Raw genomic sequence first — 24,346 nt, 5'->3', positions numbered from 1 at the left:
CCGTGTCGGCCACGACCGGACACGCGGTCACCGGTGTGGAGGGGTCAGGAGTACCAGGTCGGCTCGGGAATCTCGCCCGTCAGGACGAAACGCCCGACCTCCCGGCGCTTGTAGGCGACCGGGTCGTGCAGGGTGTGGGTGCGGACGTTGCGCCAGAACCGGTCCAGGCCCTCGGCGCTCGTGGTCGCCCGCGCGCCGGTGACCTCGAAGATCCGGCCGGTCACCTCAAGGGAGACCTCGGTCGCCACGGCCTTGGCCGCCGCGGTCCGCACCTCGAACTCCCCGCGCGCGGCCTCGGTCACCGCGTCCGGGTCGCCGTGCAGCCTCTCGCCCTCCTCGGCGATCCGGTCGGCCAGCGCCTCGGCCGCCCAGAGCCTGGAGGTCAGCTCGCCGTAGGCGTCGATGACGTACGGCTCGTCCACCGCGTTGTCGTGTCCGCCGTGCAGCCAGGAACGGGACCTGGTCCTGGTGTAGGTCGCGGCCGTCTCCAGGGCGCCCGCCGCTATGCCGAGGTAGAGGTTGACGAAGACGAGCTGGATGGTCGGGACGTTGAGGGTGTTGTAGACGCGGGGCTGGAACACCCGGTCCACGAAACCGGCCGCCGAGGACCATGGGGTTCGGACGCCGTCGAGGGTGACGCTGCCACTCTCGGTGAGCCGCTGGCCGATGTTGTCCCAGTCGTCGTGGAAGGTCAGCCCCGGGCTGTCGGAGGGCACGATCGCGAAGATGTGCGTCTGCGTCCCGTCGAGCACCCCTTCGAGGACGGTCACGTCGGAGACCTTGCTGCCCGTCGAGAAGGACTTGCGCCCGGTGAAGACCAGGTCGTCGCCGTCCTCGGTGACGACGACATCGTTGTCGCGCGGGTTGACCGCGCCGCCGAAGAACCACCGGTTGCGCGCGGCCTCCGCCTCGACGTGCTCCCACTGCTCACGGGTGCCGACCAGTCTGGCCGCCCAGTTCCACAGGTAGTGGTAGCCGAGCAGCTGGCCGACGGAGCCGTCCGCCTTGGAGATCTCACGGACGACGCGGTAGGCGGTCGGCCAGTTCTGGCCCCCGCCTCCGTGCTCGGCGGGCCCGAGCAGGGTGACGAGCCCGGAGTCCTTCAGCAACCGGACTTCGGCGTACGGCGTCGCCGCGGCCTTGTCACGGGCGGCGGCGTCGGTCGAGAGCACGGCGGCCACCTCGGCGGCCCGGTCGATCCAGCCTTGCGGGCTGTCGGGGAAGGGCTCTGTCTGCCAGGCGGAAGGAGTGACGGCGGTCATGACGGACCTCTCGTTCGGGCTGACGGTCGTGGGTTCGTTGTTCCGGGGGGCCGGTGGTGCGGTCAGGAGCCGAGCGTGGCGGGCTCGCTCTCCTTCCCGGGCAGCCGGGACTCCAGCTCGCGCACGAGCGGCAGCACCCGCCTGCCGAAGTACTCGACCTCCTCGTGGTAGTGCAGGAAGCCGAGCAACAGGAGGTCGACGCCGAGCCGCCGGTAGGCGACGATCCGCTCGGCGACCTGCTCGGGGGTGCCGATCAGGCCGGTGCGGAACCCGTCGTTGTACTGGACCAGGTCCTCGAAGGTCGAGTCCTGCCACATCCCCCTGCCGTCGGCGGTCGAACGGCCCGCCTGCCTGACGGCGTCGCCGAAGCCGCGCACGGCCTCGGTGTCGGCCTTGGCGACGATCTCCCTGAGGGTCTCGCGGGCCTCGGCCTCGGTGTCGCGGGCGATGAGGAAGCCGTTGAGACCGAAGCGGGGCGGGCGGCGTCCCACGCCCTCGGCGGCGACGCGCACGTCCGTGAGCTGCTCGGCGACGCCGTCGAAGTCCCTGCCGTTGCTGAAGTACCAGTCGGAGACCCGGCCCGCCATGGCGCGGGCGGCGGTGGAGTTGCCGCCCTGGAAGATCTCCGGGTGCGGACGGCCCGCGGAACTCAGCGGCTTCGGCTTGAGGGAGAAGTCGCGGATCCGGTAGAAGTCCCCGGCCAGTTCGGCGTGGTCCTCGGTCCAGATGGCGCGCAGGGCGCGGATGAACTCCTCGGAGCGGCGGTAACGCTCGTCGTGTTCGAGCCACGGCTCGCCGAGGGCGGTGAACTCGCCCTTGAACCAGCCGCTGACGACGTTCACCGCGAACCGGCCGCCGGAGAGGTGGTCGGCGGTCGCGCCGAACTTGGCCAGCACCCCCGGATGCCACAGGCCGGGGTGGATCGCGGCGATGACCTTCAGCCGCCGGGTGGCCAGCAGCAGGGCCAGGCTGAAGCCGGTCGACTCGTGCTGGTACTCGGCGCCGTAGCTGGCCATGTAGCGGACCTGGCTCAGGGCGTAGTCGAAGCCGTTCTCCTCGGCGAGGACGGCCAGGTCACGGTTGTACTCGTAGCTCCAGTCGGTGCGTTGTTCGATCCGGCTGGTGACCAGGCCGCCGCTGACGTTTGGCACCCAATAGGCGAATCGCACAGGTTCTGTGGAGGGTGGTGCGGACATCCAAAGGCTCCCGGCACATGGAGGGAGGGCATGACGGAGAAAACCGGGTGGCCGTCGTTCACGGCATGGGGAAATACCGTTGGCGACGGACGGAAAAAGGGGATCGGAAAATCGGCATGACGAATTCACATGCGATGCCGTACCGCTTGGAAGGGGAATTCCGGAGACGGTTGGGAAGAGGGGCGACGCCGTGAACGCCAGGCGGAGAAAGGGGGAAATGCCTGGTGGGAGGGGGTGAGAGGGGGAAGAACTCTCAGGACTGGGGACGACAGATGGCGCTGGAGACGCGGGCGAGATCGACGTGCCGCCGCCGCGTCAGGGCCTGTCGCTTCGTCATGCGAGTAAGAGTAGCCGAGTCGTCACCGGCAGTCGAGAAGCTGTTTGTTTTTTCTCTCCTGCGTTTTTTGTTAATTTCGGCGAAACACGCGTGACGGCCCGGCTCCGGGCGGGACCGGAGAAGAAGTTGGCGAGGCCGTGTTTGGTCGTACGGGCATCGGGTACCGGGGACGGCTGTGGCTGAAGTGGCCGATGTGACAGCCGAAGGAAAGTTTCGTAAACATTCAAGACATGCACGATTTGTGGTCTAGGCTCCAACGCCTGTGTGGGCAAGGAGCGGGCACGGAGTGAGCGCAGAGCGGGCACAGACCTCCTCCGGCGGCTCCCGCCGGAGGCAGGACCGGCGCGTGCCCATGTCACAGATCGCGTCGCGGACCACGGGTCCGCGACGGATGGGAGCGATGTCGAGTTGATGGACCAGTACACGCCGCACGGCGGCCTGGACGACGGGGACCACCTCCCCGGTTCGAGGGGGGAACACGTGCTCCAGCTCCTGTTCGCCACCCGCGACAGGGCGAAGAGGTTCTACGAACGCCAGGTCACCGACCGGCTGACGCCGCGGATGAGGGAGTTCGTCGCCCGCCAGGAGATGGTCTTCGTGGGTACCGCCGACGCGTCGGGAAACTGCGACACGACCTTCCGCGCCGGGCCTCCCGGTTTCGTCAGGGTCCTCGACGAGACCACGCTCGCCTACCCGGAGTTCCGCGGCAACGGCGTGCTCGCCAGTCTCGGCAACATCATGGAGAATCCGCACCTCAGCCTGCTGTTCGTCGACTTCTTCGAGGAACTCGTCGGGCTGCACGTCAACGGCTCGGCGACCATCGTCACCGCCTACGACGCGGCCCGTCGCCACGGTCTGGCCGACGAGGACATGACGGCCCCGGGACGCAGGGCCGAGCGCTGGGTCAGGATCGAGGTCGAGGAGGCCTACATCCACTGCTCGAAGCACATCCCGCTGCTGGCCAGGCAGGAACGCGGAGGCCGGCACGGAGCGCGGCGCAGACCGGCGGGGGAGGACCACTTCGGCGTCGGCCGTGGTGGAGAGCGGCCCGTCGAAAGAGGGCTGCCCGCCGAGAGGGAGTGGCCCGTCGAGAGGGAAAGGGAAAAGGCGGGGAAGCCGGCCGGGTGACGACATGATGATCGACATCGGGCTGATCCGCCACAGCTGGCTGCTCGTCGCCCCCGTGGCCGAGAAGGTCACCATGCACTTCTACGGCAGGCTCTTCTCTGAGTACCCGCAGATCAGAGAGCTGTTCCCGCCCGCGATGGACGTGCAGCGCGACCGTCTGCTCAAGGCGCTGACCCAGGTGGTGCTCAGCCTGGAGAACGGCGAGCCGCTCGGCGACTACCTCGGCCAGCTCGCCAGGGACCACCGCAAGTACGGCGTGCGCCCCGAGCACTACCCCGCGCTGGGCCACTGTCTGGTGGCCGCGATGCGGGCCAACGCCCACGGCGCCTGGCTGCCCGCCTACGACGAGGCGTGGATGAGCGCCTACCGCTACATCTCCGAGGTGATGATCCAGGCCGCGGAACAGGACGCCGTCCACGCGCCGCCCTCCTGGATCGGCACGGTCGTCTCACACGAGATGCGCACCCACGACATCGCCGTGATCAACGTCGAGCCCGACCAGCCCTACCCCTTCAGGGCGGGTCAGTACGCCACCCTGCAGACCGGGCAGTGGCCCAAGGTGTGGCGGCCGTACTCGATCGCCAACGCGCCCAGGCACGACAACCGCCTGTCCTTCCACGTGCGGGCCGTGCCGGGCGGGTGGGTCAGCACGGCGCTGGTCCGGCACACCCAGCCCGGCGACATCGTCCTGATCGGCCCGCCGCGGGGGATGTTCTCGCTGAACGACGCGCGCACCCCGCACCTGGTGTTCCTGGCGGGCGGCACCGGCCTCGCCCCGCTCAAGGCGCTCGTCGAGGAGTCGGCGTGGTCACCGGAGCGTCCCTCCATCGACCTCTTCCACGGCGTACGGCACAGTTCAGAGGCCTACGACATGCACGACCTGCGGCGCCTGCGGGCGCAGCACAAGCGTCTGCGGATCATCCAGGCCGTCTCCGACGAACCCGAGCACTGGCCGAGGCACACCGCGGTCGACGCCCTCGAATACCACCGGGTCATCCCCGACGGGGACGTCTACGTGTGCGGCTCGCCGGAGATGGTGCGCCACACGACCGCGCGGCTGCTGGCCATGGGGGTGCGCGGTGAGCGCGTGCACAGCGAGTTCAGCGGGGAGGCCCCCAGCTTCGTGCCCTCATGACACACGGTCCAGGGCGGTGAGGGTCGTCTCGCGCGGATAGGGCGACAGCCGTACGGCGTGCTCCCGGTCCAGCTCGCCCGAGGCGACCCGGCGGCAGAGGTCGGCGACGGCGGCGATCTCCGCGCGCTGGGCGACGACGAACCCGCGCCCGACCGGGTCGCCGTGGCCGGGTACGACCGTCGTCGCCGCCGTGGTCCCGGGCAGCCCGAGCAGCCCGTCGAGGGCGGCGGGCCACGCCAGGGGGGCGGCGTCCTCGTAGTCGGGCGGCGCGCCGTTCTCCACCAGGTCACCGGCGAAGACCACGTCCGCGTCCGGCACGTGGACCACGAGGTCGTTGCCGGAGTGACCGGGGCCGAAGTGGGCCAGCACGACCCTCCTGCCCCCGGCGACGAGTTCGGCCCCCGAGCTCACCAGGCGGTCGGGCAGCGCGATCTCCGTGCCCGCGATGTCGTCGGCGACGTCGTCCCGCCCCTGGTCGCGGTACCACCGCGCCCAGGTGTCCCTGGCCGTGGACCCGTTCGCCACCAGGTCGGTACGGCAGGCCTCGTGCGCCCAGACGGGGCAGTCGAGGAAGGCGCCCGTGCCGAAGCTGTGGTCGAAGTGCGAGTGGGTGATCACCACCGTCCACGGGTCCGGGGTGACCCTCCGTACCTCGGCGGCCAGTTCGGCGCCCTGCCGGGCGTCGCCCCGCGTGTCGACCACCAGGCAGCCGCCGTCGCCGAGGACCAGCCCGACGGACAGGTCGAGCTCACTGTGCCGCCGCACCAGCACCCGGTCGGCGACCTCGATCCAATGTCCCTCCACGGACGGCATTCTCCCGCACGGCCCGCGCGGCCGGGCCGTACGAGAGGACTCACTTGTGAAGCATCACCCAGATGCCGAGGGCGACACCGGTCACGACGACCAGGAAACCGGCCACCGCGACGACCCAGCCGAGGGGACGTCCGCCGCCTCCGGCCGAGGTGGGCCGGGCGGCGGCCAGGCCGGCCAGGGCGACGGAGAAGACCGCGACGAGCCCCGCGCCACCGGCCAGGGCGGCGACCAGGACCCGCCACAGGGCGTCGAAGTCGAGGTAGGCGTTCACCGCACGGCCTCCTTCACCGGGGCGGGGGTCCGTCCGGTCCACTCGTCGTTGACGTTGGCGGCGTTCACCGTGCTGCGGCGGGAGGCGAGGTAGAGGCCGAGGCCGCCGAGCAGCGCGAGCAGGAAGACGACGGTCACCCCGCCCGCCCCGCCGATGAGGTCGGCGCCCTTCCACGCGACGGCGCCGACCAGGGCGGCGGCGGGCAGCGTCAGCAGCCACGCGGTGGCCATCTGACCGGCCACGTTCCAGCGCACCTCGGCCAGCCGCTTGCCGAGGCCGGAGCCGATCACCGATCCGGCGCACACGTGCGTCGTGGACAGCGGGAAGCCGAAATGGGAGGAGGCGAAGATGACCGCCGCCGAGGACCCCTCCGCGGCGAAGCCCTGCGGCGTCTCGATCTCGGTGAGCCCCTTGCCGAGGGTACGGATGATCCGCCAGCCGCCGAGGTAGGTGCCGAGGGCGATGGCGCTCGCACTGCAGACGATCACCCACAGCGGCGGTCCCGCGTCCTTGCCGAGGGTGCCGTTGGCGATCAGCGCGAGGGTGATGATGCCCATGGTCTTCTGGGCGTCGTTGGTGCCGTGGGCGAGCGAGACGAGTGAGGCCGACCCGATCTGGCCGATCCTGAACCCTCTGCCGCGGATGTCGTCGGGAACGTTCCTGGTGATGACGTAGACCAGGAAGGTGCCGATGGTCGCGACCAGGACGGCGGCCAGCGGCGCCAGGACGGCGGGGATCAGCACCTTGGAGACGATGCCGACCGCCTTCACGGCCGAGGGACCGGCGGCGATCAGCGTCGCCCCGACGACTCCGCCGATCAGCGCGTGGGAGGAGCTGGAGGGGATGCCGAAGTACCAGGTGAGGAGGTTCCAGGCCAGACCGCCCACGAGTCCGGCGAAGACCACGGTGAGGGTGATGGCTCCGGCTTCGACGATGCCGGTCGCGATGGTCGCCGCGACGGCCAGGGAGAGGAAGGCTCCGAGGAAGTTGAGGATCGCCGAGAGCGCGACGGCGATCTTGGGGCGCAGGGCGCCGGTGGCGATGGAGGTCGCCATCGCGTTGGCCGTGTCGTGGAATCCGTTCGTGAAGTCGAAGGCCAGGGCGGTGGCCACCACGACTCCCAGCAGTACGGTGTTGGAGTCCATAACAGCTGTATTGACCCTTTAGGCGGCAATGACCCTTAAAGTCCGGACTTAATTGGAAAATTCATTCTTTATATGCCTGTTTGTCCACAGGGTGCCCGGGTTAACCGCGCAGGTAGGTCACCACGGCCAGGACCCTGCGGTGGTCGTCCTCGGCGGGCGGCAGGTCGAGCTTGGTCAGGATGCTCCCGATGTGTTTGCCGACGGCGGCCTCGGAGATCACCAACCCCCTGGCGATGGCCGCGTTGGAACGGCCCTCCGCCATCAGGGCCAGCACCTCCCGCTCACGCGGGGAGAGCCTGCCGAGTGGGTCACGGCGGCGGCGCAGCAGCTGCCTGACCACCTCGGGGTCGACGACCGTGCCGCCGGAGGCGACACCGTGCAGCGCGTCCACGAACTCCTCGACGTCGCCGACCCGGTCCTTGAGGAGATAGCCGACCCCGGTCCCGTCGCCGGAGTCGAGCAGCTCGCTCGCGTAGGTCTGCTCGACGTACTGGCTCAGCACCAGGACGGGCAGGCGGGGGTCGGCGGCGCGCAGCGCGACCGCGGCCCGCAGCCCTTCGTCGGTGAAGCCGGGCGGCATCCGCACGTCGGTGACCACGACGTCAGGGGTGTGCGCCCGCACCGCCTCGACGAGGCCGCCGGCGTCGCCGACCGAGGCGACCACCCGGTGCCCGAAGCGGGTCAGCAGCCCGGCGAGCCCCTCACGCAGCAGGACGCCGTCCTCGGCGAGGACTATGTCGAGGGATCGGTCGGTACGCAAGGGATCTCCACACGTAGCAGGGTAGGGCCCCCCACGGGGCTGGAGAGCATGAGCCTGCCGTCGACGACGGAGACGCGGTCGGCCAGACCGGCCAGGCCGCTGCCCCTGGCGGGGTCGGCGCCCCCTGTGCCGTCGTCGCCGACCTCGACCACCAGGAGGTCGCCGTCGAGGCGGCCCTCGACCCGGGCGTGGGCGGCGCCGCTGTGCCTGGCCACGTTGGCCAGCGCCTCGGAGACCACGAAGTAGGCGACCGACTCGACGGCCTCGGGCAGGCGCGGCAGCGTGACCGAGACGTCGACGGGTATCGGCGACCGGTCCGCCACGTCGGCGACGGCGGCGGGCAGGCCCCGGTCGGTGAGGATCTGCGGATGGATGCCCCTGATCAGGTCGCGGATCTCGGCCAGGGCCAGTTTCGCCTGACCGTGGGCCCGCGCGACCAGTTCGGCGGTCTCCTCGCCCTCCGTCAGCCTGGCCATGCCGAGCGTCATGGTCAGCGCGACCAGCCGTTGCTGCGCGCCGTCGTGCAGGTCGCGTTCGATCCGGCGCCGCTCCGACTCGAAGGCCGCGACCAGCCGGGTCCTCGACCGGGTGATCTCGGCGAGCCGCCGTCCCGCGTCGATCTCCTTCGGCGACAGCATCGCCCTGGCCAGCGCGCCGTGGGCCAGGGCGAGCAACGTCAGCGGGTACAGGGCCAGCAGGAGCCAGAGCGACCCGATGGCGAGCGCGGCCATCGCCGACAGGTCGTTGTCGACCAGCCAGAACCTCAGCACCCTGACGTCTCCCGTCTGCGAGCGCAGGGCGGGGGTCAGGACCATCGTGGCGGGCATCCCCAGCCCGAAGGTCACCGCCAGCAACTCGATCGGCCACAGCACCGTGACCATCAGGACCAGGTAGCCGAGCTCCCGCCAGGTGGCCTGTTCCCGCAGCCGCAGCCGCAGCCACGCGACGACCCCCGAGGACTCCGCGGCGCGGTGCGGGGTCGGGGCCGGGTCCGGATCGATGATCCGCAGCCTGCGGCGTTCGAGCGCGGCCACGGGTATGCCGCCGAGGGCGAGCACGAGCAGCAGCGGCACGCCGATCAGCACCGCGGCCAGGACGGTTCCGGTGAACAGGCCCAGCAGGAAGACCACCAGGACGACCTCGCCGACGAGCACGCCGGTGACCAGGTAGGCGAGCGAGCGCCACGGCCATGAGGTCAGCACCAGGTCCCACCGGGTGATGGCCCGCCACGCCGCCGATGACTGCATCCGACGACACTACGTCCCCGGGAACGGAGGCCCCCAGGAGAGCAGCTCCACTTATAGGGGTATAGCCAGATATACCCGGAAAACTAGGCTTTGGCGTCCTGTGGCCACCACCCCGGCGACGGTGTCATGGGGGCCATGAACCAGACAGCCGTACGCCCGGACCTGCGGGCCTTCATGTCGGCCGCGCTGCGCAGACAGCACGTCGTCGGCGCGATCGCGCCGAGTTCCCCCGTCCTGGGCAGGGCGCTCAGCGCGGTGGTCCCCACGGGGAACGCGTCGGTCGTGGTGGAGCTCGGCCCCGGCACCGGCCCGATCAGCGAGGTCATTCACGCGCGGCTGGCCCCCGGCTCCCGCCACCTGGCCGTCGAGATCGACCCCGACCTCGCCGCGCACCTGCGCAGGACCAGGCCGTGGATGGAGACCCTGTACGGCGACGCCGCCGACCTGGGCGCCCTGCTGGCCAAGGCGGGGGTCGAGCGGGTGGACGCGGTCGTCAGCACGCTGCCCTGGTCGTTCTTCCCCGGCGACGTGCAGGAGCGCATCCTCGGCCAGATCAGCGGGGCGCTCGCCCCGGGCGGGGCGTTCACGACCGTGACCTACCTGCACGCGCTGCCGCTCGCCGGGGCGAGGGCGCTGCGCCGGCGGCTGCGCGCGGTCTTCGACGAGGTGCTGATCACCGGGCCCGTCTGGCGGAACATCCCGCCGGGGATCGCGTACGTGTGCCGCAGGCCGGTCGACGCGGCCCCCTGAACGTCAGGCCAGCACGCGGCCGACCATCCTGGCGTACATCCGCCCCGGGCTGGGCATCGAGGGCGGGTTGAGGAAGCCGGGCAGCATCGGCGGGTTCACGGCGAAGGGCTGCAGCCGCTCGTAGAGGACGTCGGCCCCGGAGGGACGCCGTTCGGGGTCCTTCTCCAGCAGGTCCTGGATCAGCCGGTTCAGCTCGGCGGGGACGCCGCCGACGGGGGGCGGGCGCTCCTTCACCTGGCGCTCGAACACGGCGTACTCCGTCGGGCCGGTGAACAGCTGCTCGCCCGTCAGCATCTCGTGGATCACACAGCCCAGGGCGTACAGGTCGCTGCGGGGCCCGACGATCCCGCTCTGGATCTGCTCGGGGGCCATGTAGGCGGGTGTCCCGAGGATCTGCCCCACCCGGGTGAACTGGGCCGAACCGGTCTCACGGAGCACGGCCAGCCCGAAGTCCAGCACCTTGACGCTTCCGTCGGGGCAGAGCATCAGATTGGTCGGCTTGAGGTCGCGGTGGTAGATGCTCAGCGCGTGGGCCGCGACCAGCACCGCGCAGGCCTGCGCGGCTATCGTGGCGGCCCAGGGAACCGGCAGCGGGCCGTGCTCGCTGAGCAGGTCGGCCACGGTGACGCCCGCGATGAACTGCATCACCTGGAACAACCGGTGGTCGAAGGTGCCGAAGTCGTACAGGACGGGCGCGCCCGGATGCTCCAGCCTGGCCAGGATGCGCGCCTCACGCAGGAAGCGCCGCTTCATCTCCTCGTCGGGACCCGTGACGAGCCGCAGGAACTTCACGGCGACCCTGCGGTCGAGATGCCTGTCGTGCCCCGCGTAGACGGCGCTCATGCCGCCCTGGCCGAGCGGGAGGTCGTCGAGCACGTACCGGTCGCCGATGACCATCCGGTCCTCCAAGCCCGCGGAACATCACACTCCTTGGTCGCACGGCCGCAGATGACCGTCGACCAGTCCGTCAAAGCCTAACCGGATCAAGGTTTCCCCCAGCGCCGCCGTCTCGCGCAATCTGTCCTCAAGGGCGAACAGCTCACGGAAGGCGACGCCGTAACGGCGCTGCTCGGCCAGGGGGAGCATCGGCACCCTGGCCCGCCGTACGTCGAGGCGACTTGAGCTGGGGTGGATTCGCGCCGCGTCCGCCGAACGGAGGAAACCGGCGAGGAAGTCCGCGTCGAGCCGCCCGGGATCGACCCGGTAGAGCGTGAGCTGCGGGCCGAGCGCGGCCCCGCCGCGCGTGATCACCCGCACCGCGCCCATGACGGTCGTCACGACGTCTCCCGGCGTGACCATGACCGGCGCGGGGTCAGGGACCGTCCTGCCGGAGGGGGCGGTGCCCAGGGCGGCGTCCTCCGCGGTCAGTACCGGCAGCGGGCCCTTCTCGACGGACATCTTCGGCGGGGCCTGCAGGATCGTGATCAGGCCCGCCTTGACCAGCTCGCCCACGGTGGTCGTCGGCAGGTCCTGCCGTTCGGTGAGCGGTTCGAGGGCGAAGGGCGCGCCGGAGAGCCTCGCCGAGGTGCCCCTGAAGCGGTCGAGCGCCCCGGTGAAGTCACGCAGGAAGTCGGGGCCGCCCTGCTGGGGGCGGACGCGCGCCAGGCTGAGGTCCACCTCGTCGTCGAGCAGGTCGATGATCCGCACCGTACGGCTCTCGCCGGTCATCTCGGCCTCTGGGTCGTCGCAGTAGGCCCGCCAGGCGGGTTCGACGACCGACAGGTTCTCGCTGGCGTCGACCACCAGGAGCTGGGAGGGGGGCCGCTCCCCGTCGGGACGGCGCAGCAGCCACAGGTCGGGCCCGCCCGCGCCCAGCGTGACCACCGCCCGCAGCGCCCCGGCGCGCAGCAGGTTGCCCCTGATCCGCTTGCCGGGACGGCGGCTCGCCGCGGCGGCGGGCATCAGGATCGCCACCAGGCCGCCGGGCCGTACGCGGGCGAGGCAGTGCTGCACCCAGGCCAGTTCGGACTCCCCGCGCGGCGGCAGGCCGTACTCCCAGCGGGGGTCGCCGGTGAGCTCCTCGTAACCCCAGGCGCGCTCGTTGAACGGCGGGTCGCAGACCACGGCGTCGGCGGGCTCGTCCGACAGGCCGTCCTCGCGGAGCGAGTCACCCGCGACGATCCGCGCCTTCGTCCCCCGCAGCAACAGCCTGACCGCGGTGAGCAGCGCGTTCGTCTCGTTGATCTCCTGGCCGAGGGCGCTCTCCGCGTGCAGCAGAAGGGTCCCGACCCCGCAGGCCGGGTCCAGCACCGTTCCGCCGTCCTGTACGGCCAGCCTGTGCATGAGCGCGGCGACGTCGTCCCTGGTGACCGCGAGCCTGCGGGAATGGGCCTCGACGTAGCGCTCGCAGAGGAACTCGAAGGCGGGCAGCGGCCCGAGCTCGGCGGCCAGTTCGGCGACCAGGCGCAGCAGCGCGGGGTCGTCGACGCGTGCCGGGGTGCCGGGCAGGTCGGCGGTCACCTCGGAGATCCGGGACAGGGCGCGTCTGCCCTGCTCACGCCAGGCCCGGGGCTCGCGGTGCAGGAACAGCAGGAAGGCCCCGGCGCCGCCGACCAGGTCGCCGAGGCGTAGGTCGTCGGCCGAGGTGCGCAGCCGCTGCCAGACCAGGTCACCGAGGGAGACCTCGAAGGTCTTGCCGTTACGGCGCAACCACGCGGCGATCTCGGGCAGGGAGTAGAGCGGGCTGGAGGTGGTTCCGCCGACCGGCTGGGGGAAGTCGTCGTGGCGGCGGCGCCAGTTGCTGACCGCGGCACGGCCGACGGAGGCGAGCCGGGCGATGTCGCCCGCGTTCACCGTGATCTCCTGGCTCTCCTCCATACTGGGCCAGAGTAGTTCACTGTGCCGCAGCGGTCTACAACAGCTTTGCTTGTGAAGTGCTTCAACCAATGATTTACTGCCTTCATGGCACTGAACGAAGCACCGGCACTGCGCTATGCCGCCCGCTCGGATGTCGGCGTCCGCCGCGAGGCGAACGAGGACTCGGGCTACGCGAGCGCGCGCCTGCTGGCCATAGCGGACGGCATGGGCGGTCACGCCGGCGGGGAGGTCGCCAGCTCCCTGGCCGTCACGGCCCTGGCGGCACTGGACGACAGTCTCCCGCAGAGTGGCGTCGATCTGGTGACCACCATCAAGAACACCGCGCGGGACGTCAACCACGCGCTGAGGGAGAGGAGCGAGCAGGATCCCACCCTGCGGGGGATGGGAACCACATTCACCGCCATGCTCTGGGACGGCGCCTCCTTCGCGCTGGCCCACGTCGGCGACTCCCGCGCCTACATGCTGCGTGAGGGCGCCCTCTACCAGATCACCCACGACCACACACTGGTCCAGTCGCTGGTCGACGACGGGCGGATCACTCCGGAGCAGGCGGCCGAGCACCCACGCCGCTCCATGGTGCTACGGGTCCTCGAGGGCACCGGGGACGGCGAGCTCGACCTGTCGTTGCGCGAGGCCAAGGTCGGCGACCGCTACCTGCTGTGCTCGGACGGCCTGACCGCCGTGGTCGGCCCGGAGACCCTGTTCAACACGCTGACCGACATCGGCGACCCCGACGAGGCGGCCAGATGGCTCATCGACCTGGCCAACCGGGGTGGCGGGCCCGACAACATCACCTGTGTCGTGGCCGACTTCGGCGCCCACCCCGTCTCCGCGAACCGGTTCGTCGTCGGCGCCGCGGCGGAGCGAAGACTGTCCCTGTGATCGGTACGGCGGGCGGATCGGAGGCCGGCCCGCCGTACCGGACCTGGAACTACCAGGTCCTGCCGGTGATGCGCTCGTAGGCCTCGATGTAGCGGGCCCTGGTGATCTCGACGACCTCCTCGGGCACCTCGGGGGCGGGCCCCTTCTTGTCCCAGCCGCTGTTCGCCGCCCAGTCGCGGACGAACTGCTTGTCATAGGAGAACTGCGGGCGTCCCGGCTCCCACTGGTCGGCGGGCCAGAACCGCGAGGAGTCCGAGGTGAGCACCTCGTCGCCGAGCACCAGCGTGCCCTCGGCGTCCCGGCCGAGCTCGATCTTCGTGTCCGCGATGATCACACCGCGCTCGCGCGCCAGCTCCGCGCCGCGCCGGTAGATCTCAAGGGTGATCCGGCGCAGCTCCCGCGCGGTCTCCGCGCCCTCCCGGGCCACCACCTCGTCGAAGGTGATGAACTCGTCGTGCTGCCCGAGCGGCGCCTTCGTGGTCGGCGTGAAGATCGGCTCGGGGAGTCTGGAGCCCTCGACCAGGCCGGGCGGCAGCTCGACCCCGGAGATCGCGCCGGTCGCCTGGTACTCCTTCAGGCCCGAGCCGGTGAGGTAACCCCTGGCGATGCACTCGACCTGCACCATCTCCAGCCGCCTGCACCGTACGGCCCGGCCCTCGAACTCGTCGGGCACCTCGGTGGCGGAGATGACGTGGTTGGGCACGACGTCGGCGAGCTGCTCGAACCACCACAGCGAGAGCTGGGTGAGGATCCTTCCCTTGTCGGGGATGGGCGTGGGCAGGATCACGTCGTAGACCGAGACCCGGTCGGAGGCGACCAGGACGATGTCACCCCGGTCCTCGTAGACGTCGCGGACCTTCCCTGAGTGGAGGAGCTTCACTGTTCCCTAATCCCCTGAGATCGCTCGGCACGATGGCCGCGATGGCGGCACCGTCCGCTGGTTGACACGTGTCCGCCCGGCCCGGTGGGAGGCTGATCGGCACCAACAGCGTAGTCGCAGGGGTGAGAACCGGGGCGGCGGGCCTTGCGCGCCCCGGCCTCGGGGTCTCAGGCGGGCCGCGTGATCATGATGGCCAGCCCGACGAGGATCACGACGGGGATGAGCCACACGATCGCCTCGATGGCGAACTCCTTGTACACGACGGACATCCCTTCGGGGTGACGATCGTTGCGGGAACGCTGAGCACCGACGATAGCGCCTGCCCCGCGCCGCGACCAGAACCCTCGGAAGGCCGTCAGGAGGGGATCGCCGAGCCGACGACGACCGGTTCGTCGGAGCCGGGTCCCTCGACGACCTCGGCCACCACACAGGTGATGTTGTCCGGGCCGCCCGCCTCGCAGGCCAGGTCGATGAGCTGCCGCGTCACCTCGGAGAGGTCGTCGACCTCGGCCAGCACGTGGCGCAGCCGTTCGGCCTCGACGACCCCGGACAGGCCGTCAGAGCACAGCAGGTAGCGGTCGCCGACCTCGGCGTCCCGCAGCGACAGGTCGGGGTCGGCGTTTTCGCCGCCGTCGAGGACCTGCAGCAGGATCGACCGGTGCGGGTGCCTGGCGGCCTCCTCCGGGGTGATCCGGCCGTCGTCGAGCAGCGTCTGCACCAGGGTGTGGTCGTAGGTGATCTGGTAGAGGTCGCCGTTGCGCAGCAGGTAGGCCCGGGAGTCGCCGATGTGGGCCAGAGCCACCCGGGGGCCGTCCCAGAGCATCATCGTCAGCGTCGTGCCCATCCCGGTGAGGGACGGGTCCTGCTCGACGAGCTCCCGCAGGCGCTGGTTGGCCCTGCGTATCCCGGCCTCGGCCGCGGCCGCCAGGTCGGCGGAACACTCGTGGTCCAGGTAGGCGACCGCGGCGATCGCCGCCGAACTGGCGACCTCCCCGCCCACGTGGCCGCCCATGCCGTCGGCGACGGCGAGCAGCCGGGCGCCGGCGTACCCGGCGTCCTCGTTGCCCTGGCGGACCCGGCCGACGTCGGAACCGGCTGTGTAGCGGAGCGTGATCATCTGCACACCACTGGAAGGTCGAGTTGCACGAGCGGGTCGCTTTCGGGCGGTGGAATCGGCACGGTCGAACCGAGATGTTCCACAATCCACTTAACACCATGGTGGCGCAAGCGGCCTGTGGAAGTGTCGTCACTTCCTTTGGGGGTCACCGCGGCGCGTAAGCTGTTTCGGCTCCCCGCACACGTTGCCGGGAGCCCCACCACCCCGGACGGCGAGGAGCTGAGGAAATGACCGCGGTCACGCAGGAGGCGGGGCGGCGCCGTACGTTCGCGGTGATCAGCCACCCCGACGCGGGAAAGTCCACGATGACGGAGGCGCTCGCGCTGCACGCCTCGGCGATCAGTGAGGCCGGTGCCGTGCACGGCAAGGCCGGCAGGCGTGGCGTCACCTCCGACTGGATGGACATGGAGAAGGCCAGGGGCATCTCCATCACCTCGGCGGCCCTGCGGTTCGAGTACCGCGGCCACATGTTCAACCTGGTCGACACCCCGGGCCACGCCGACTTCTCCGAGGACACCTACCGGGTGCTGGCCGCCGTCGACTGCGCGGTCATGCTGCTCGACGCGGCCAAGGGCATGGAGCCGCAGACCCTGAAGCTGTTCGAGGTCTGCCGCCACCGGCGCATCCCGGTCATCACGTTCGTCAACAAGTGGGACCGTCCCGGCCGGGAGGCCCTTGAGCTGCTCGACGAGATCCAGGAGAAGACCGGCCTGCGGCCGACTCCCATCACCTGGCCGATCGGCACCGGCGGCTTCTTCCACGGGGTGATCGACCGCGTCGCCGAGCAGGCGGTCCGCTACACCCGGACCCCCGGTGGGGCGACCAAGGCCATCGAGACCCTGCTGACCCCCGAGCTGGCGACGGCCGAGCTCGGTGAGGACTGGGAGCGGGCCAGGGACGAGGCCGACCTGCTGTCGGCGATCGGCTCCGACCACGACCAGAAGGCCTTCGAGGCCCACGAGTCGACCCCGGTCCTGTTCGGTGCCGCGCTGAACAACTTCGGCGTCGGCCGCCTGCTCGACGCCATGGTGGACATCGCCCCGGCCCCGGCGCCCCGCCCTGACGTCAAGGACGACCCCCGCCCGCTCGACAAGCCGTTCTCCGGCCTGGTCTTCAAGGTGCAGGCCAACATGGACCCCTCGCACCGCGACCGGATCGCCTTCGTCCGGGTCTGCTCAGGGCGCTTCGAGCGCGGCATGGTGCTGACCCACGCGGCGACGGGCCGTCCCTTCGCGACCAAATACGCCCAGTCGGTGTTCGGCCAGGAGCGCGCCACCATCGACGAGGCCTTCCCCGGCGACGTGGTCGGCCTGGTGAACGCCACCGCCCTGCGCCCGGGGGACACGCTCTACGACGGCGTCCCCGTGGAGTTCCCCAAGATCCCCAGCTTCGCGCCCGAGCACTTCTGGACCGCCCGTTGCCGTGATTCGAGCAGGGCCAAGCAGTTCCGCAAGGGCATCGACCAGATGGAGGCCGAGGGCGTCGTCCAGGTCCTGCGCTCCGACATCAGAGGCGACCAGTCGCCGGTGCTCGCCGCGGTCGGCCCGATGCAGTTCGACGTGGTCAAGCACCGCCTGGCCGGGGAGTTCAACACCGAGATCGTCATGGACCGGCTCGATTACAGCCTGGCCCGGATCACCGACGCCGAGTCGGCGCCCATCCTGGCCCGTCAGCGGGGTGTCGAGGTCTTCACCCGGGCGATCGACGGAGAGCTGCTCGCGCTGTTCAGCGACGAGTGGCGGATGCGCGGCGTGCTGCGCGACCACCCGAACCTCGTGCTCAAGGCCCTGCTCGCCGACACCCGGGGCTGAGTCGCCCTACGAGCCGCCGGAACGGCCCCGGGTCTCGATGGATCACATCGGGCGCGCCGGGGCCGCTGAAGGCTGCTGGAGGCGGGTGTAGGGGCCTTCTGTCGCGCCGCCGGGCGGGGGAATGGGTGACCATGTCCGCGCCTGGTGCGATATATCCCCACAAGACGGCCAAATGGGGCATCCTTATCGCCGGAGCGCCTGTCCACCGGGGGGGTAGGGCGGTGGCTCGCGTGCCGTGCGACGGCGGCCGTGTGACAGAGGGAAGCAGATGTTCGGAATCGTCCGTCCGTGCCGCCACGGGATGTGCAACGGGTTGTTCAAGGAGTGGATGGCGCACCTGTGCGGGCTCTGCCTGGCCCTGCGTGACGAGCACGGCCACCTCTCCCGGCTGGTCACCAACTACGACGGCCTGCTCGTCTCGGTGCTCACCGAGGCCCAGGCCGTCTCCTCCTCCCCGCACCGCAGGGCCGCGGCGTGCGCGCTGCGCGGCTTCAAGGGCGCCGACGTCGTCGAGGCCCAGGAGGGGGTACGGCTCGCGGCGGCGGTCTCGCTGATCCTGGCCGCGGGCAAGATCGGGGATCACGTCGCGGACGGGGACGGCGCCTACGCGCGCAGGCCGGTCGCGGCCGTCGCGGGCCGGGTCGCCACCCGCTGGTCCGCGGCGGGCTCGGGTACGGCCGTCGCGGTCGGCTTCGACCCCGAGGTCCTGGTCAGGGCGGTGGCGGAGCAGACCAGGCTGGAGGGTGTGCCGGGGTTGCGGCTGCTCGAACTGACCGCCCCGACCGAGGAGGCCGTCGCCGCCGCCTTCGGGCACACCGCCCTGCTCACCGAAAAGCCGCACAACCAGGAGGCGCTGCGGGAGGCGGGACGCCACTTCGGCCGTCTAGCCCACCTGCTCGACGCGGTCGAGGACCTGGCCGAGGACCGTGCCCGGGGTGCCTACAACCCGCTGGTCGCCTCGGGGACCGGCCTGGCCGAGGCCCGGCGTCACTGCGACGACGCGTTGCTCGGGCTGCGCCTCGCGGTCGCCGAACTCGACCTGGAACGGCGGACCCTGGTCAGGGCGCTGCTGGTCAAGGAGACCGCCCGCTCCGTCGAACGGACCTTCGCCCTGGCCGGGCAGCGGGGGAGACCGGGTCACAAGGACCCGAAGACCCCGCACCACGACCGGCCCGGCGACCCGAGGCTCAAGCCCGACCCCGGCGGCCTGCTGTCGATGATGTGCGCGGCGATGGCCTGCTGCACCTGTGGCCTGTACCGGCCCCCGTGGGACGAGGACCGGTACAAGTCGTGCGGTGAGCGGTGCGACGCCAGCGGCTGCGACTGCTGCGGGAACTGCGGCGACTGCGGAAGCTGCTGTGACTGCTGCGGCGGCGACGGCTGCTGCGGGGACGGCTGCAGTTGTGACTGCGGCTGCTGACGGAGTGCTCAGGACTCCCCGGTCAGTCTGGCCGACCCCAGCGACGCGTTGGCGATGACCCTGGCCGCGGTCGTCGTCGAGGAGCTCGTGGTCAGCTCGGTCAGGCTCGCCCTGTTGAGCGCGTAGATCACGAACTCGTAGGTGTTGACGGTCCTGGGTGAGCAGGGGCCCTGATAGCCGTACAGGCTGGCGCTGCCGCGGTAGTAGACCTGCCTGGCCCCCGAGGGGACCGCGGGCCGGTAGACGTGGTCGACGTTCTGCGGGAGCGAGGTCACGCTCACCGGGATGTCGTAGATGACCCAGTGGATGAGGTTGTTGTTGTCGAGGTCGCGCATGACGAGCGCGTAGCTGCGCGCGGCGGTGGGCGCGCCCGCCCATGTCAGCGGCGGGGACTCGTTGTGCTGGCGCGGGTCGTTGCCGCCGCTGGTGCACTCGTGGACCTTCGGGATCGTCCCGCCCTCGGTGAAGGCGGCGCTGGTCAGGGCGAACGCGGCGTGGCCGGCCGTGTCCGCGCTCGACGGGGCGGTTGTGGCGACCGAGGAGGTGACGGTCAGCGCGGCGAGCAGGGCGTACGAGGCGGCTCGTTTGATGGTCACGGGGGGCTCCTGGAAGGTTGGGTCGTGGTGCTCCCGCCGGTGTCTTCTCGGATTCTCCGAGGTTTACCGATATTACTGACACAGCTTACAAATCACTGTTTTTCCTCGCCATCACCGCATTGTCGCCTTTTTCCGCCTGACGTCGTCTATTTCGTGAAAAGGCTGGTGGGGGCGGTGAACGATGAGCCAACGGCCGGTTTTCCGGCGCCCCCCGCATCCCCGGGGCGGCCCGTGCACAGCCCTCTCCCCGTACGGCCCCGCCCGACCGCTAGACCCGGCGCCAGTCGTGACGTTCCAGGAAGGAACGGCCCCCCTCGGCGTACTCGACGAAGGCCTCCCGCACCGCGCCGATCTCCGGGACGTGGGTGCGGACCATCACGTCCCGCACGCTGTCCTTGTACTCCAGCTCGTATCCGGTGATCTCCGGCGACGACTGGACGAAGTGCTCACCGAAGACGACCAGCGCCGTGAACGGGTTCCGCGGCGACATCGTGGCGACCGCGTCCCCGACGAGTCGCAAGTCGGGATCGACGACGATCATGCCGTCCCCGGTGCGCAGCTGCATGCCGGGGTAGGCGCCCAGCGGGGCCAGGTTGTGCACCAGTCCGCGCTGCGGGTCGTAACAGACCAGCCCGCACTCACGGGCCAGGGCGAATGCCTCGCCCGCGACCTCGTCGGAGCGTTCGAGGTCCACGGTGAGCAGGGCGTACGCCTGGGAGTCTTCGGGGATCACGACCTCGGGGAACGCGGTGGCGAACGCGACGGTGAACTCGGCCACGCCGGGATGAGGCCGTACGGCCTGGGCGTCGCCCTCGCGCAGCGCCCGCAGGACCTCGGCCGCGCGTTCGGCGGTGATCGGCTCGGGTTCGTGCCAGACGGCCAGTTCGAAACTCATGACCCCATCGTCTCGCGGACGACGGGGGACGGCGCTCAGGAGGCGGCCGTGGCCCCGGAGTCCTCCAGCACCGCGGTGCAGAAGGCGCAGCGCCTGGCGGCGACGGGGATGTCGCTGAGGCACTCGGGGCACTTCTTCTCCGTCGACTCCTTGTTCCTGTCGAAGTAGGCGATCACCCTGCTCATCGGCAGCACGACCAGCCAGTAGACGACCGAGGCGATGATCAGGAAGCTCAGCAGCTGGTTGACGAAGTCGCCGTACATGAACTTGGCGCCGTTGACCGTGAAGACGTAGTCGGAGAAGTCCGGCTCGTTACCGCCGGTGACCGCCGCGATCAGCGGGGTGATGAGGTCCTTGACCAGGGCCTGGACCAGGCCGCTGAACGTCGCGCCGATGACCACGGCCACGGCGAGCTCGACGAGGTTGCCCCTCATCAGGAACTTCTTGAATCCGGTCATCCCGCGCGTCCTCCACTCGTGTGGACGCAGAGCCTACCGTGAAGCTCCTCCTGGGGAGGCCCGAGTGATGACGTTCGCGCGACCACGACTTTACGGTCCGCGTCCATCGTGGGTTACCATCTGCCGAATTCGTGAGCGAGGTGCCTGATGGACTTTCGTGTGCTGGGACCGGTCAGCGTGATCACCGGTGACGGGACGCCGCTGGACATCGGTCCCCACCAGCAGCGTGCCGTCCTGGCGCTGTGCATGCTGGCCGCGCCCAGGCCCGTCGGGGCGGCCGCGATGATGGAGGAGCTTTGGGAGGGCGAGCCGCCGCCCAGGGCGCTCAACACCCTCCAGGCCTACATCTCCAAGCTCCGCCGGGTCCTCGAACCCGGCAGGATCCGTGCCACGCGGCCCACGGTCCTGGTCAGCAGGCCGGGCGGCTACGCCCTCGACATCCCGGCGCGGGACCTCGACCTGACCAGGGTACGAGGGCACGCGGCCGAGGGCAGGCGCCTGGCCGCCGCGGGCGAGCACGAGGCCGCGGCGGGGAGGCTGCGGCTGGCGCTGGCCGAGTGGCGCGGGGAGCCGCTGGCCGACTTCGCCGAGGCCTCGTGGGCCACCCGGGAGGCCGCCCACCTGGGCGAGCAGAGACTGACCCTGCAGGAGGACCTCGCCGAGTGCGAACTCGCGCTCGGCCTGGGGGCGGAGCTGACGGGCACCCTGACACGCCTGGTCGCCGCCAACCCGTTCAGGGAACGCCTGCACGTGCTCGGCGCGCACGCCCTCTACCAGGCGGGACGGCAGGCCGACGCGCTCGCCGTGCTGGCCAGGGGACGCGACATGCTCGCCGACGAGCTCGGCCTCGACCCCGATCCCCGCTCAAGGGAGATGGAACGGCGCATCCTCGCCCAGGACCCGTCCCTGACCCCCCGCGTCCAGGTCGCACCGGCTCCGCCCCGGCCCGCTGAGGACTCCCGGGAGACCCGGCTCATCGGCAGGGACGCCGAGGCGGAGGTGCTCGACGCCGCGGTCACGGGCGGGCCGTACCGGGTGGTGCTGCTGGCCGGGGAGCCGGGCATCGGCAAGACGAGCCTGGCCGAACAGGCGGCGCGGACCGCGCGGGCCGAGGGGAACCGGGTGGTGTGGGGCCGTTGCTGGGACGGCACCGGAGCGCCGCCCTTCTGGCCCTGGACGCAGGCCGCGCAGGAGCTGACCGGCGGGCAGGGCGGCAAGGCCGGTCCCTCGGGAGGCGACCGCTTCGAGCTCTACGAGGCCTTCGCCGAGTTGTTCAACGAGCACGGCAGGGTCCTGGTCGTCCTCGACGACCTCCAGTGGGCCGACGCCTCCTCGCTGCGGCTGCTCGAATTCCTCGCCTCGACGCGGCTGTGCCCCAAGCTGACCGTGGTCGCCACCTACCGCGACACCGAGGTACGGCCCGGCGGCGCGCTCGAACACGCCCTGGCCGCCCTGGCGCGGCTGCCGTACGTGCGCAGGCTCCCGCTGCGGGGGCTCGGCGAGGCGGAGATCGGCGAGTACCTCGGCCGGGCCGGCGCCGACCCCGGCCTGGCCGGGGAGATGGGCAGGCTGACCGCGGGCAACCCGTTCTTCCTGGGGGAGGTCCTGCGGCTCGGGGAGACCCCGGCGGCGCTCTCCGACGTCGTGCGCGGCCGGATGACGGGCCTGCCCCCGGAGACGGAGGAGGTGCTGACCACCGCGGCGCTGCTCGGCGACCAGGTGGTCGCCGACGTCCTGACCCAGGTGACCGGCCTGTCCGTCGAGCGGGTGCTCGACATCGTGGACGCCGCCGTCGGCGCGGGGCTGCTGACCGAGGGGCGGGGGCCCGCCTGCCGTTTCGTCCACGACATCGTCCGCGACGTGCTGCGCGAGGCGCTGCCCCCGCTGCGCCGCAGACGCCTGCACGCCCGGATCGCCGAGGTGCTGGAGGCCCGTGGCGGGGCGCGTCTGACGGAGATCGCCCACCACTACCGGCAGAGTCTGCTCACCGCCGCCACGACCGGCAAGGCGATCGGCTACACCCGGCGCGCCGCGGCGCAGGCCACGGCGCAGTTCGCCCACGAGGACGCGGTGGAGAACCTGGAGCAGGCGATCGCGCTGGTCGGCGCCCTGCCCAGGTCCGACGACGCGCTCCGCTGCGACCTGCTGCTCGACCTGGCCGAGGCGCAGGGCGCCGCCGGGATGAGCGTGGCGGCCCACGCCTCCCTTGAGGCGGCGGCGGAGATCGCCGAGGGGCTCGGCGACGACAGCAGGCTGGCCAGGGCGGTGCTGGGGTTCACCGACCCGATCTCCCTGGCCATGTACGAGGAGACGACCGGCATCGACCGGCTCGCCGAACGGATCGAGCGGGTCCTGGCCTCCGGGCTGGCCGCCGACTCACCCTGGCGGGCCCAGCTCCTGGCCGCCGCCGCGCTGACCGGTGCGACGACCAGGCCCGTCGAGGAGAGCACGCGGACCGCGCTGCAGGCCGTACGGCTGGCCCGCAGGCTCGGCGACGACAGGACGCTGGCCAGGACGCTGATCGTCCAGGAACTGCTGTCCAGGACCGACCACGACCACGACCGCAGGCAGGCGGTCATCGACGAGATCACCGAGATCGGCCACCGCATCGGCGACCTGGCCGTCGAGTGGGTCGGCAGGGAGACCGCCTACGTCGAGCTGCTCACCCAGGGCAGGACCGAACGGGCCCCCGAACTGCTGGCCTGGCTCACCGAGACGGCCGAACGCCTCAGGCTCCCCTCGACGGTGAGCCTGGCCGCCTGGCAGCGGGCCGTGTACGCCTGGCTGTGCGGGCGCGCGGAGGCGGCCCTCACCGCGGCCGAGGAGTCCGCCGCCGCCTACCCGGAGGGGGCGCTGGGCAGGGACGACGCCGGGCTGCGGCGCGGGGTGTTCCGCTTCCTGGCGCTGCGGGCGCAAGGGGACGCGGGCGGGGCGCTCGCCGTCGCCGACGAGATGCTCGCCCTGCGCCCGGGGCAGCGGCCCTGGCTTACCCTGCGCTGCCTGGCCCTGATCGACCTGGGTGAGACCGAACGGGCACGCGCCGTCTTCGCGGTCCTCGCCGACGACGGCTTCGCGGCCGCCGGCCCCGACCTGGCCTACCGGTTCGTTCCCGACGCCCTCAGCGAGGCCTGCGCCGCGCTGGGCGAGCGGGCGGCGGGACGTGTCCTGTACGGCCTGCTCGCCCCCAACGCGGGCAGACTGCTCGGCTGGTCGGTGACGGACCTGTGCCTGGGGCGGCTGGCCCTGCTCGACGGAGACGTCCGGGGCGCCCACGACCACCTGGGGGCGGCGCGGGACCTGGTCACCCGTGCCCGGCTGACCCGTTACGAGCCCGCGCTGCGCGACCTGGAGGCCAGGCTGGCCGAGCCGGTGGGGGAGGCGAGGACGGGCGGGTAGGCGGGCGAGCCCTCCGACGGGCCGCGAATC

The 24,346-nt window shown here is 71.2% G+C and carries 22 protein-coding genes; 7 read left to right on the top strand and 15 right to left on the bottom strand.

Going from position 1 to position 24,346, the window contains the following annotated elements; genetic code table 11:
- Positions 1–44: 44 nt before the first annotated feature.
- The 3 genes from ACFYY8_RS01415 to ACFYY8_RS01405 form a co-directional block, all read right to left on the bottom strand.
- A complete protein-coding gene (locus ACFYY8_RS01415; RefSeq protein ID WP_390035990.1) occupies positions 45–1,262 on the bottom strand; it encodes an acyl-CoA dehydrogenase family protein in 1,218 nt (405 codons plus the stop codon).
- A 62-nt stretch (positions 1,263–1,324) separates the two neighbouring features.
- The gene (gene sfnG, locus ACFYY8_RS01410; protein ID WP_390035988.1) at positions 1,325–2,458 is read right to left on the bottom strand and encodes a dimethylsulfone monooxygenase SfnG; all 1,134 of its coding nucleotides are present in this window, start codon (positions 2,456–2,458) and stop codon (positions 1,325–1,327) included.
- A 253-nt stretch (positions 2,459–2,711) separates the two neighbouring features.
- The gene (locus ACFYY8_RS01405; RefSeq protein WP_352001415.1) at positions 2,712–2,795 is read right to left on the bottom strand and encodes a putative leader peptide; all 84 of its coding nucleotides are present in this window, start codon (positions 2,793–2,795) and stop codon (positions 2,712–2,714) included.
- 411 nt (positions 2,796–3,206) lie between these two features.
- Between ACFYY8_RS01405 and ACFYY8_RS01400 the strand changes: the two genes are divergently transcribed.
- Together ACFYY8_RS01400 and ACFYY8_RS01395 are read left to right on the top strand one after the other, a co-directional pair.
- Positions 3,207–3,923 carry a pyridoxamine 5'-phosphate oxidase family protein gene (locus tag ACFYY8_RS01400; protein WP_390035986.1) on the top strand — a complete coding sequence of 239 codons (717 nt, stop codon included), beginning with the start codon at positions 3,207–3,209 and terminating at the stop codon, positions 3,921–3,923.
- Positions 3,924–3,927: 4 nt separating this feature from the next.
- The gene (locus tag ACFYY8_RS01395; RefSeq protein WP_390035984.1) at positions 3,928–5,058 is read left to right on the top strand and encodes a globin domain-containing protein; all 1,131 of its coding nucleotides are present in this window, start codon (positions 3,928–3,930) and stop codon (positions 5,056–5,058) included.
- Here ACFYY8_RS01395 and ACFYY8_RS01390 read toward each other — a convergent pair.
- The 5 genes from ACFYY8_RS01390 to ACFYY8_RS01370 form a co-directional block, all read right to left on the bottom strand.
- A complete protein-coding gene (locus ACFYY8_RS01390) occupies positions 5,053–5,871 on the bottom strand; it encodes an MBL fold metallo-hydrolase (RefSeq protein WP_390035982.1) in 819 nt (272 codons plus the stop codon). The genes ACFYY8_RS01395 and ACFYY8_RS01390 overlap by 6 nt on opposite strands.
- A gap of 40 nt (positions 5,872–5,911) precedes the next feature.
- Entirely contained in the window at positions 5,912–6,142 is a 231-nt protein-coding gene (locus ACFYY8_RS01385; protein ID WP_390035980.1) for a hypothetical protein, read from the bottom strand.
- Entirely contained in the window at positions 6,139–7,287 is a 1,149-nt protein-coding gene (locus ACFYY8_RS01380) for an anion permease (protein ID WP_390035978.1), read from the bottom strand. The genes ACFYY8_RS01385 and ACFYY8_RS01380 overlap by 4 nt, the downstream gene beginning before the upstream one ends.
- A gap of 100 nt (positions 7,288–7,387) precedes the next feature.
- Complete coding sequence (locus tag ACFYY8_RS01375; RefSeq protein ID WP_390035976.1) at positions 7,388–8,047, bottom strand: response regulator; 660 nt, start codon at positions 8,045–8,047, stop codon at positions 7,388–7,390.
- The gene (locus ACFYY8_RS01370) at positions 8,020–9,294 is read right to left on the bottom strand and encodes a sensor histidine kinase (RefSeq protein WP_390035974.1); all 1,275 of its coding nucleotides are present in this window, start codon (positions 9,292–9,294) and stop codon (positions 8,020–8,022) included. Before ACFYY8_RS01370 ends, ACFYY8_RS01375 begins: the two co-directional genes overlap by 28 nt.
- Before the next feature lie 135 nt (positions 9,295–9,429).
- Here ACFYY8_RS01370 and ACFYY8_RS01365 point away from each other — a divergent pair, with 135 nt between their 5' ends.
- Positions 9,430–10,044 (top strand): class I SAM-dependent methyltransferase, encoded by a 615-nt coding sequence (locus ACFYY8_RS01365; protein WP_390035972.1) that lies wholly within the window; start codon positions 9,430–9,432, stop codon positions 10,042–10,044.
- A 3-nt stretch (positions 10,045–10,047) separates the two neighbouring features.
- Here the strand turns inward: ACFYY8_RS01365 and ACFYY8_RS01360 are convergent, their stop codons facing one another.
- Complete coding sequence (locus ACFYY8_RS01360) at positions 10,048–10,941, bottom strand: serine/threonine-protein kinase (RefSeq protein ID WP_390035970.1); 894 nt, start codon at positions 10,939–10,941, stop codon at positions 10,048–10,050.
- Between the two features lie 24 nt (positions 10,942–10,965).
- Complete coding sequence (locus ACFYY8_RS01355) at positions 10,966–12,861, bottom strand: N-6 DNA methylase (protein ID WP_390035968.1); 1,896 nt, start codon at positions 12,859–12,861, stop codon at positions 10,966–10,968.
- 84 nt (positions 12,862–12,945) lie between these two features.
- Here ACFYY8_RS01355 and ACFYY8_RS01350 point away from each other — a divergent pair, with 84 nt between their 5' ends.
- On the top strand, positions 12,946–13,743 hold the full coding sequence (locus ACFYY8_RS01350) for a PP2C family protein-serine/threonine phosphatase (protein WP_390035965.1): 798 nt from the start codon (positions 12,946–12,948) through the stop codon (positions 13,741–13,743).
- Between the two features lie 49 nt (positions 13,744–13,792).
- On the opposite strand, the gene ACFYY8_RS01345 is transcribed toward ACFYY8_RS01350, so the two are convergent.
- Together ACFYY8_RS01345 and ACFYY8_RS01340 are read right to left on the bottom strand one after the other, a co-directional pair.
- On the bottom strand, positions 13,793–14,623 hold the full coding sequence (locus ACFYY8_RS01345; protein ID WP_390035963.1) for a phosphoribosylaminoimidazolesuccinocarboxamide synthase: 831 nt from the start codon (positions 14,621–14,623) through the stop codon (positions 13,793–13,795).
- Between the two features lie 355 nt (positions 14,624–14,978).
- Positions 14,979–15,740 (bottom strand): PP2C family protein-serine/threonine phosphatase, encoded by a 762-nt coding sequence (locus ACFYY8_RS01340; RefSeq protein ID WP_390035961.1) that lies wholly within the window; start codon positions 15,738–15,740, stop codon positions 14,979–14,981.
- 227 nt (positions 15,741–15,967) lie between these two features.
- Here ACFYY8_RS01340 and ACFYY8_RS01335 point away from each other — a divergent pair, with 227 nt between their 5' ends.
- A complete protein-coding gene (locus ACFYY8_RS01335; RefSeq protein ID WP_390035959.1) occupies positions 15,968–17,551 on the top strand; it encodes a peptide chain release factor 3 in 1,584 nt (527 codons plus the stop codon).
- 268 nt (positions 17,552–17,819) lie between these two features.
- Complete coding sequence (locus tag ACFYY8_RS01330) at positions 17,820–18,971, top strand: DUF5685 family protein (RefSeq protein ID WP_390035957.1); 1,152 nt, start codon at positions 17,820–17,822, stop codon at positions 18,969–18,971.
- Positions 18,972–18,979: 8 nt separating this feature from the next.
- On the opposite strand, the gene ACFYY8_RS01325 is transcribed toward ACFYY8_RS01330, so the two are convergent.
- From ACFYY8_RS01325 to mscL, 3 genes are all read right to left on the bottom strand, one after another.
- Positions 18,980–19,567 carry a YbhB/YbcL family Raf kinase inhibitor-like protein gene (locus ACFYY8_RS01325; RefSeq protein WP_390035955.1) on the bottom strand — a complete coding sequence of 196 codons (588 nt, stop codon included), beginning with the start codon at positions 19,565–19,567 and terminating at the stop codon, positions 18,980–18,982.
- 268 nt (positions 19,568–19,835) lie between these two features.
- Positions 19,836–20,462, bottom strand: a complete 627-nt coding sequence (locus ACFYY8_RS01320) for a hypothetical protein (protein WP_390035953.1) — start codon at positions 20,460–20,462, stop codon at positions 19,836–19,838.
- A gap of 35 nt (positions 20,463–20,497) precedes the next feature.
- Positions 20,498–20,920: a large conductance mechanosensitive channel protein MscL gene (gene mscL / locus ACFYY8_RS01315; RefSeq protein ID WP_390035951.1), complete on the bottom strand. Its 423-nt coding sequence runs from the start codon at positions 20,918–20,920 to the stop codon at positions 20,498–20,500.
- A gap of 147 nt (positions 20,921–21,067) precedes the next feature.
- Between mscL and ACFYY8_RS01310 the strand changes: the two genes are divergently transcribed.
- The gene (locus ACFYY8_RS01310) at positions 21,068–24,316 is read left to right on the top strand and encodes a BTAD domain-containing putative transcriptional regulator (protein ID WP_390035949.1); all 3,249 of its coding nucleotides are present in this window, start codon (positions 21,068–21,070) and stop codon (positions 24,314–24,316) included.
- Positions 24,317–24,346 lie beyond the last annotated feature (30 nt).

It is taken from the genome of Streptosporangium sp. NPDC001559, assembly GCF_042893955.1.
In the GTDB taxonomy this organism is placed as follows: domain Bacteria; phylum Actinomycetota; class Actinomycetes; order Streptosporangiales; family Streptosporangiaceae; genus Streptosporangium.
Note: the sequence above shows the minus strand (reverse complement) of the source record. Positions and strands in the feature narration are given on the sequence as shown.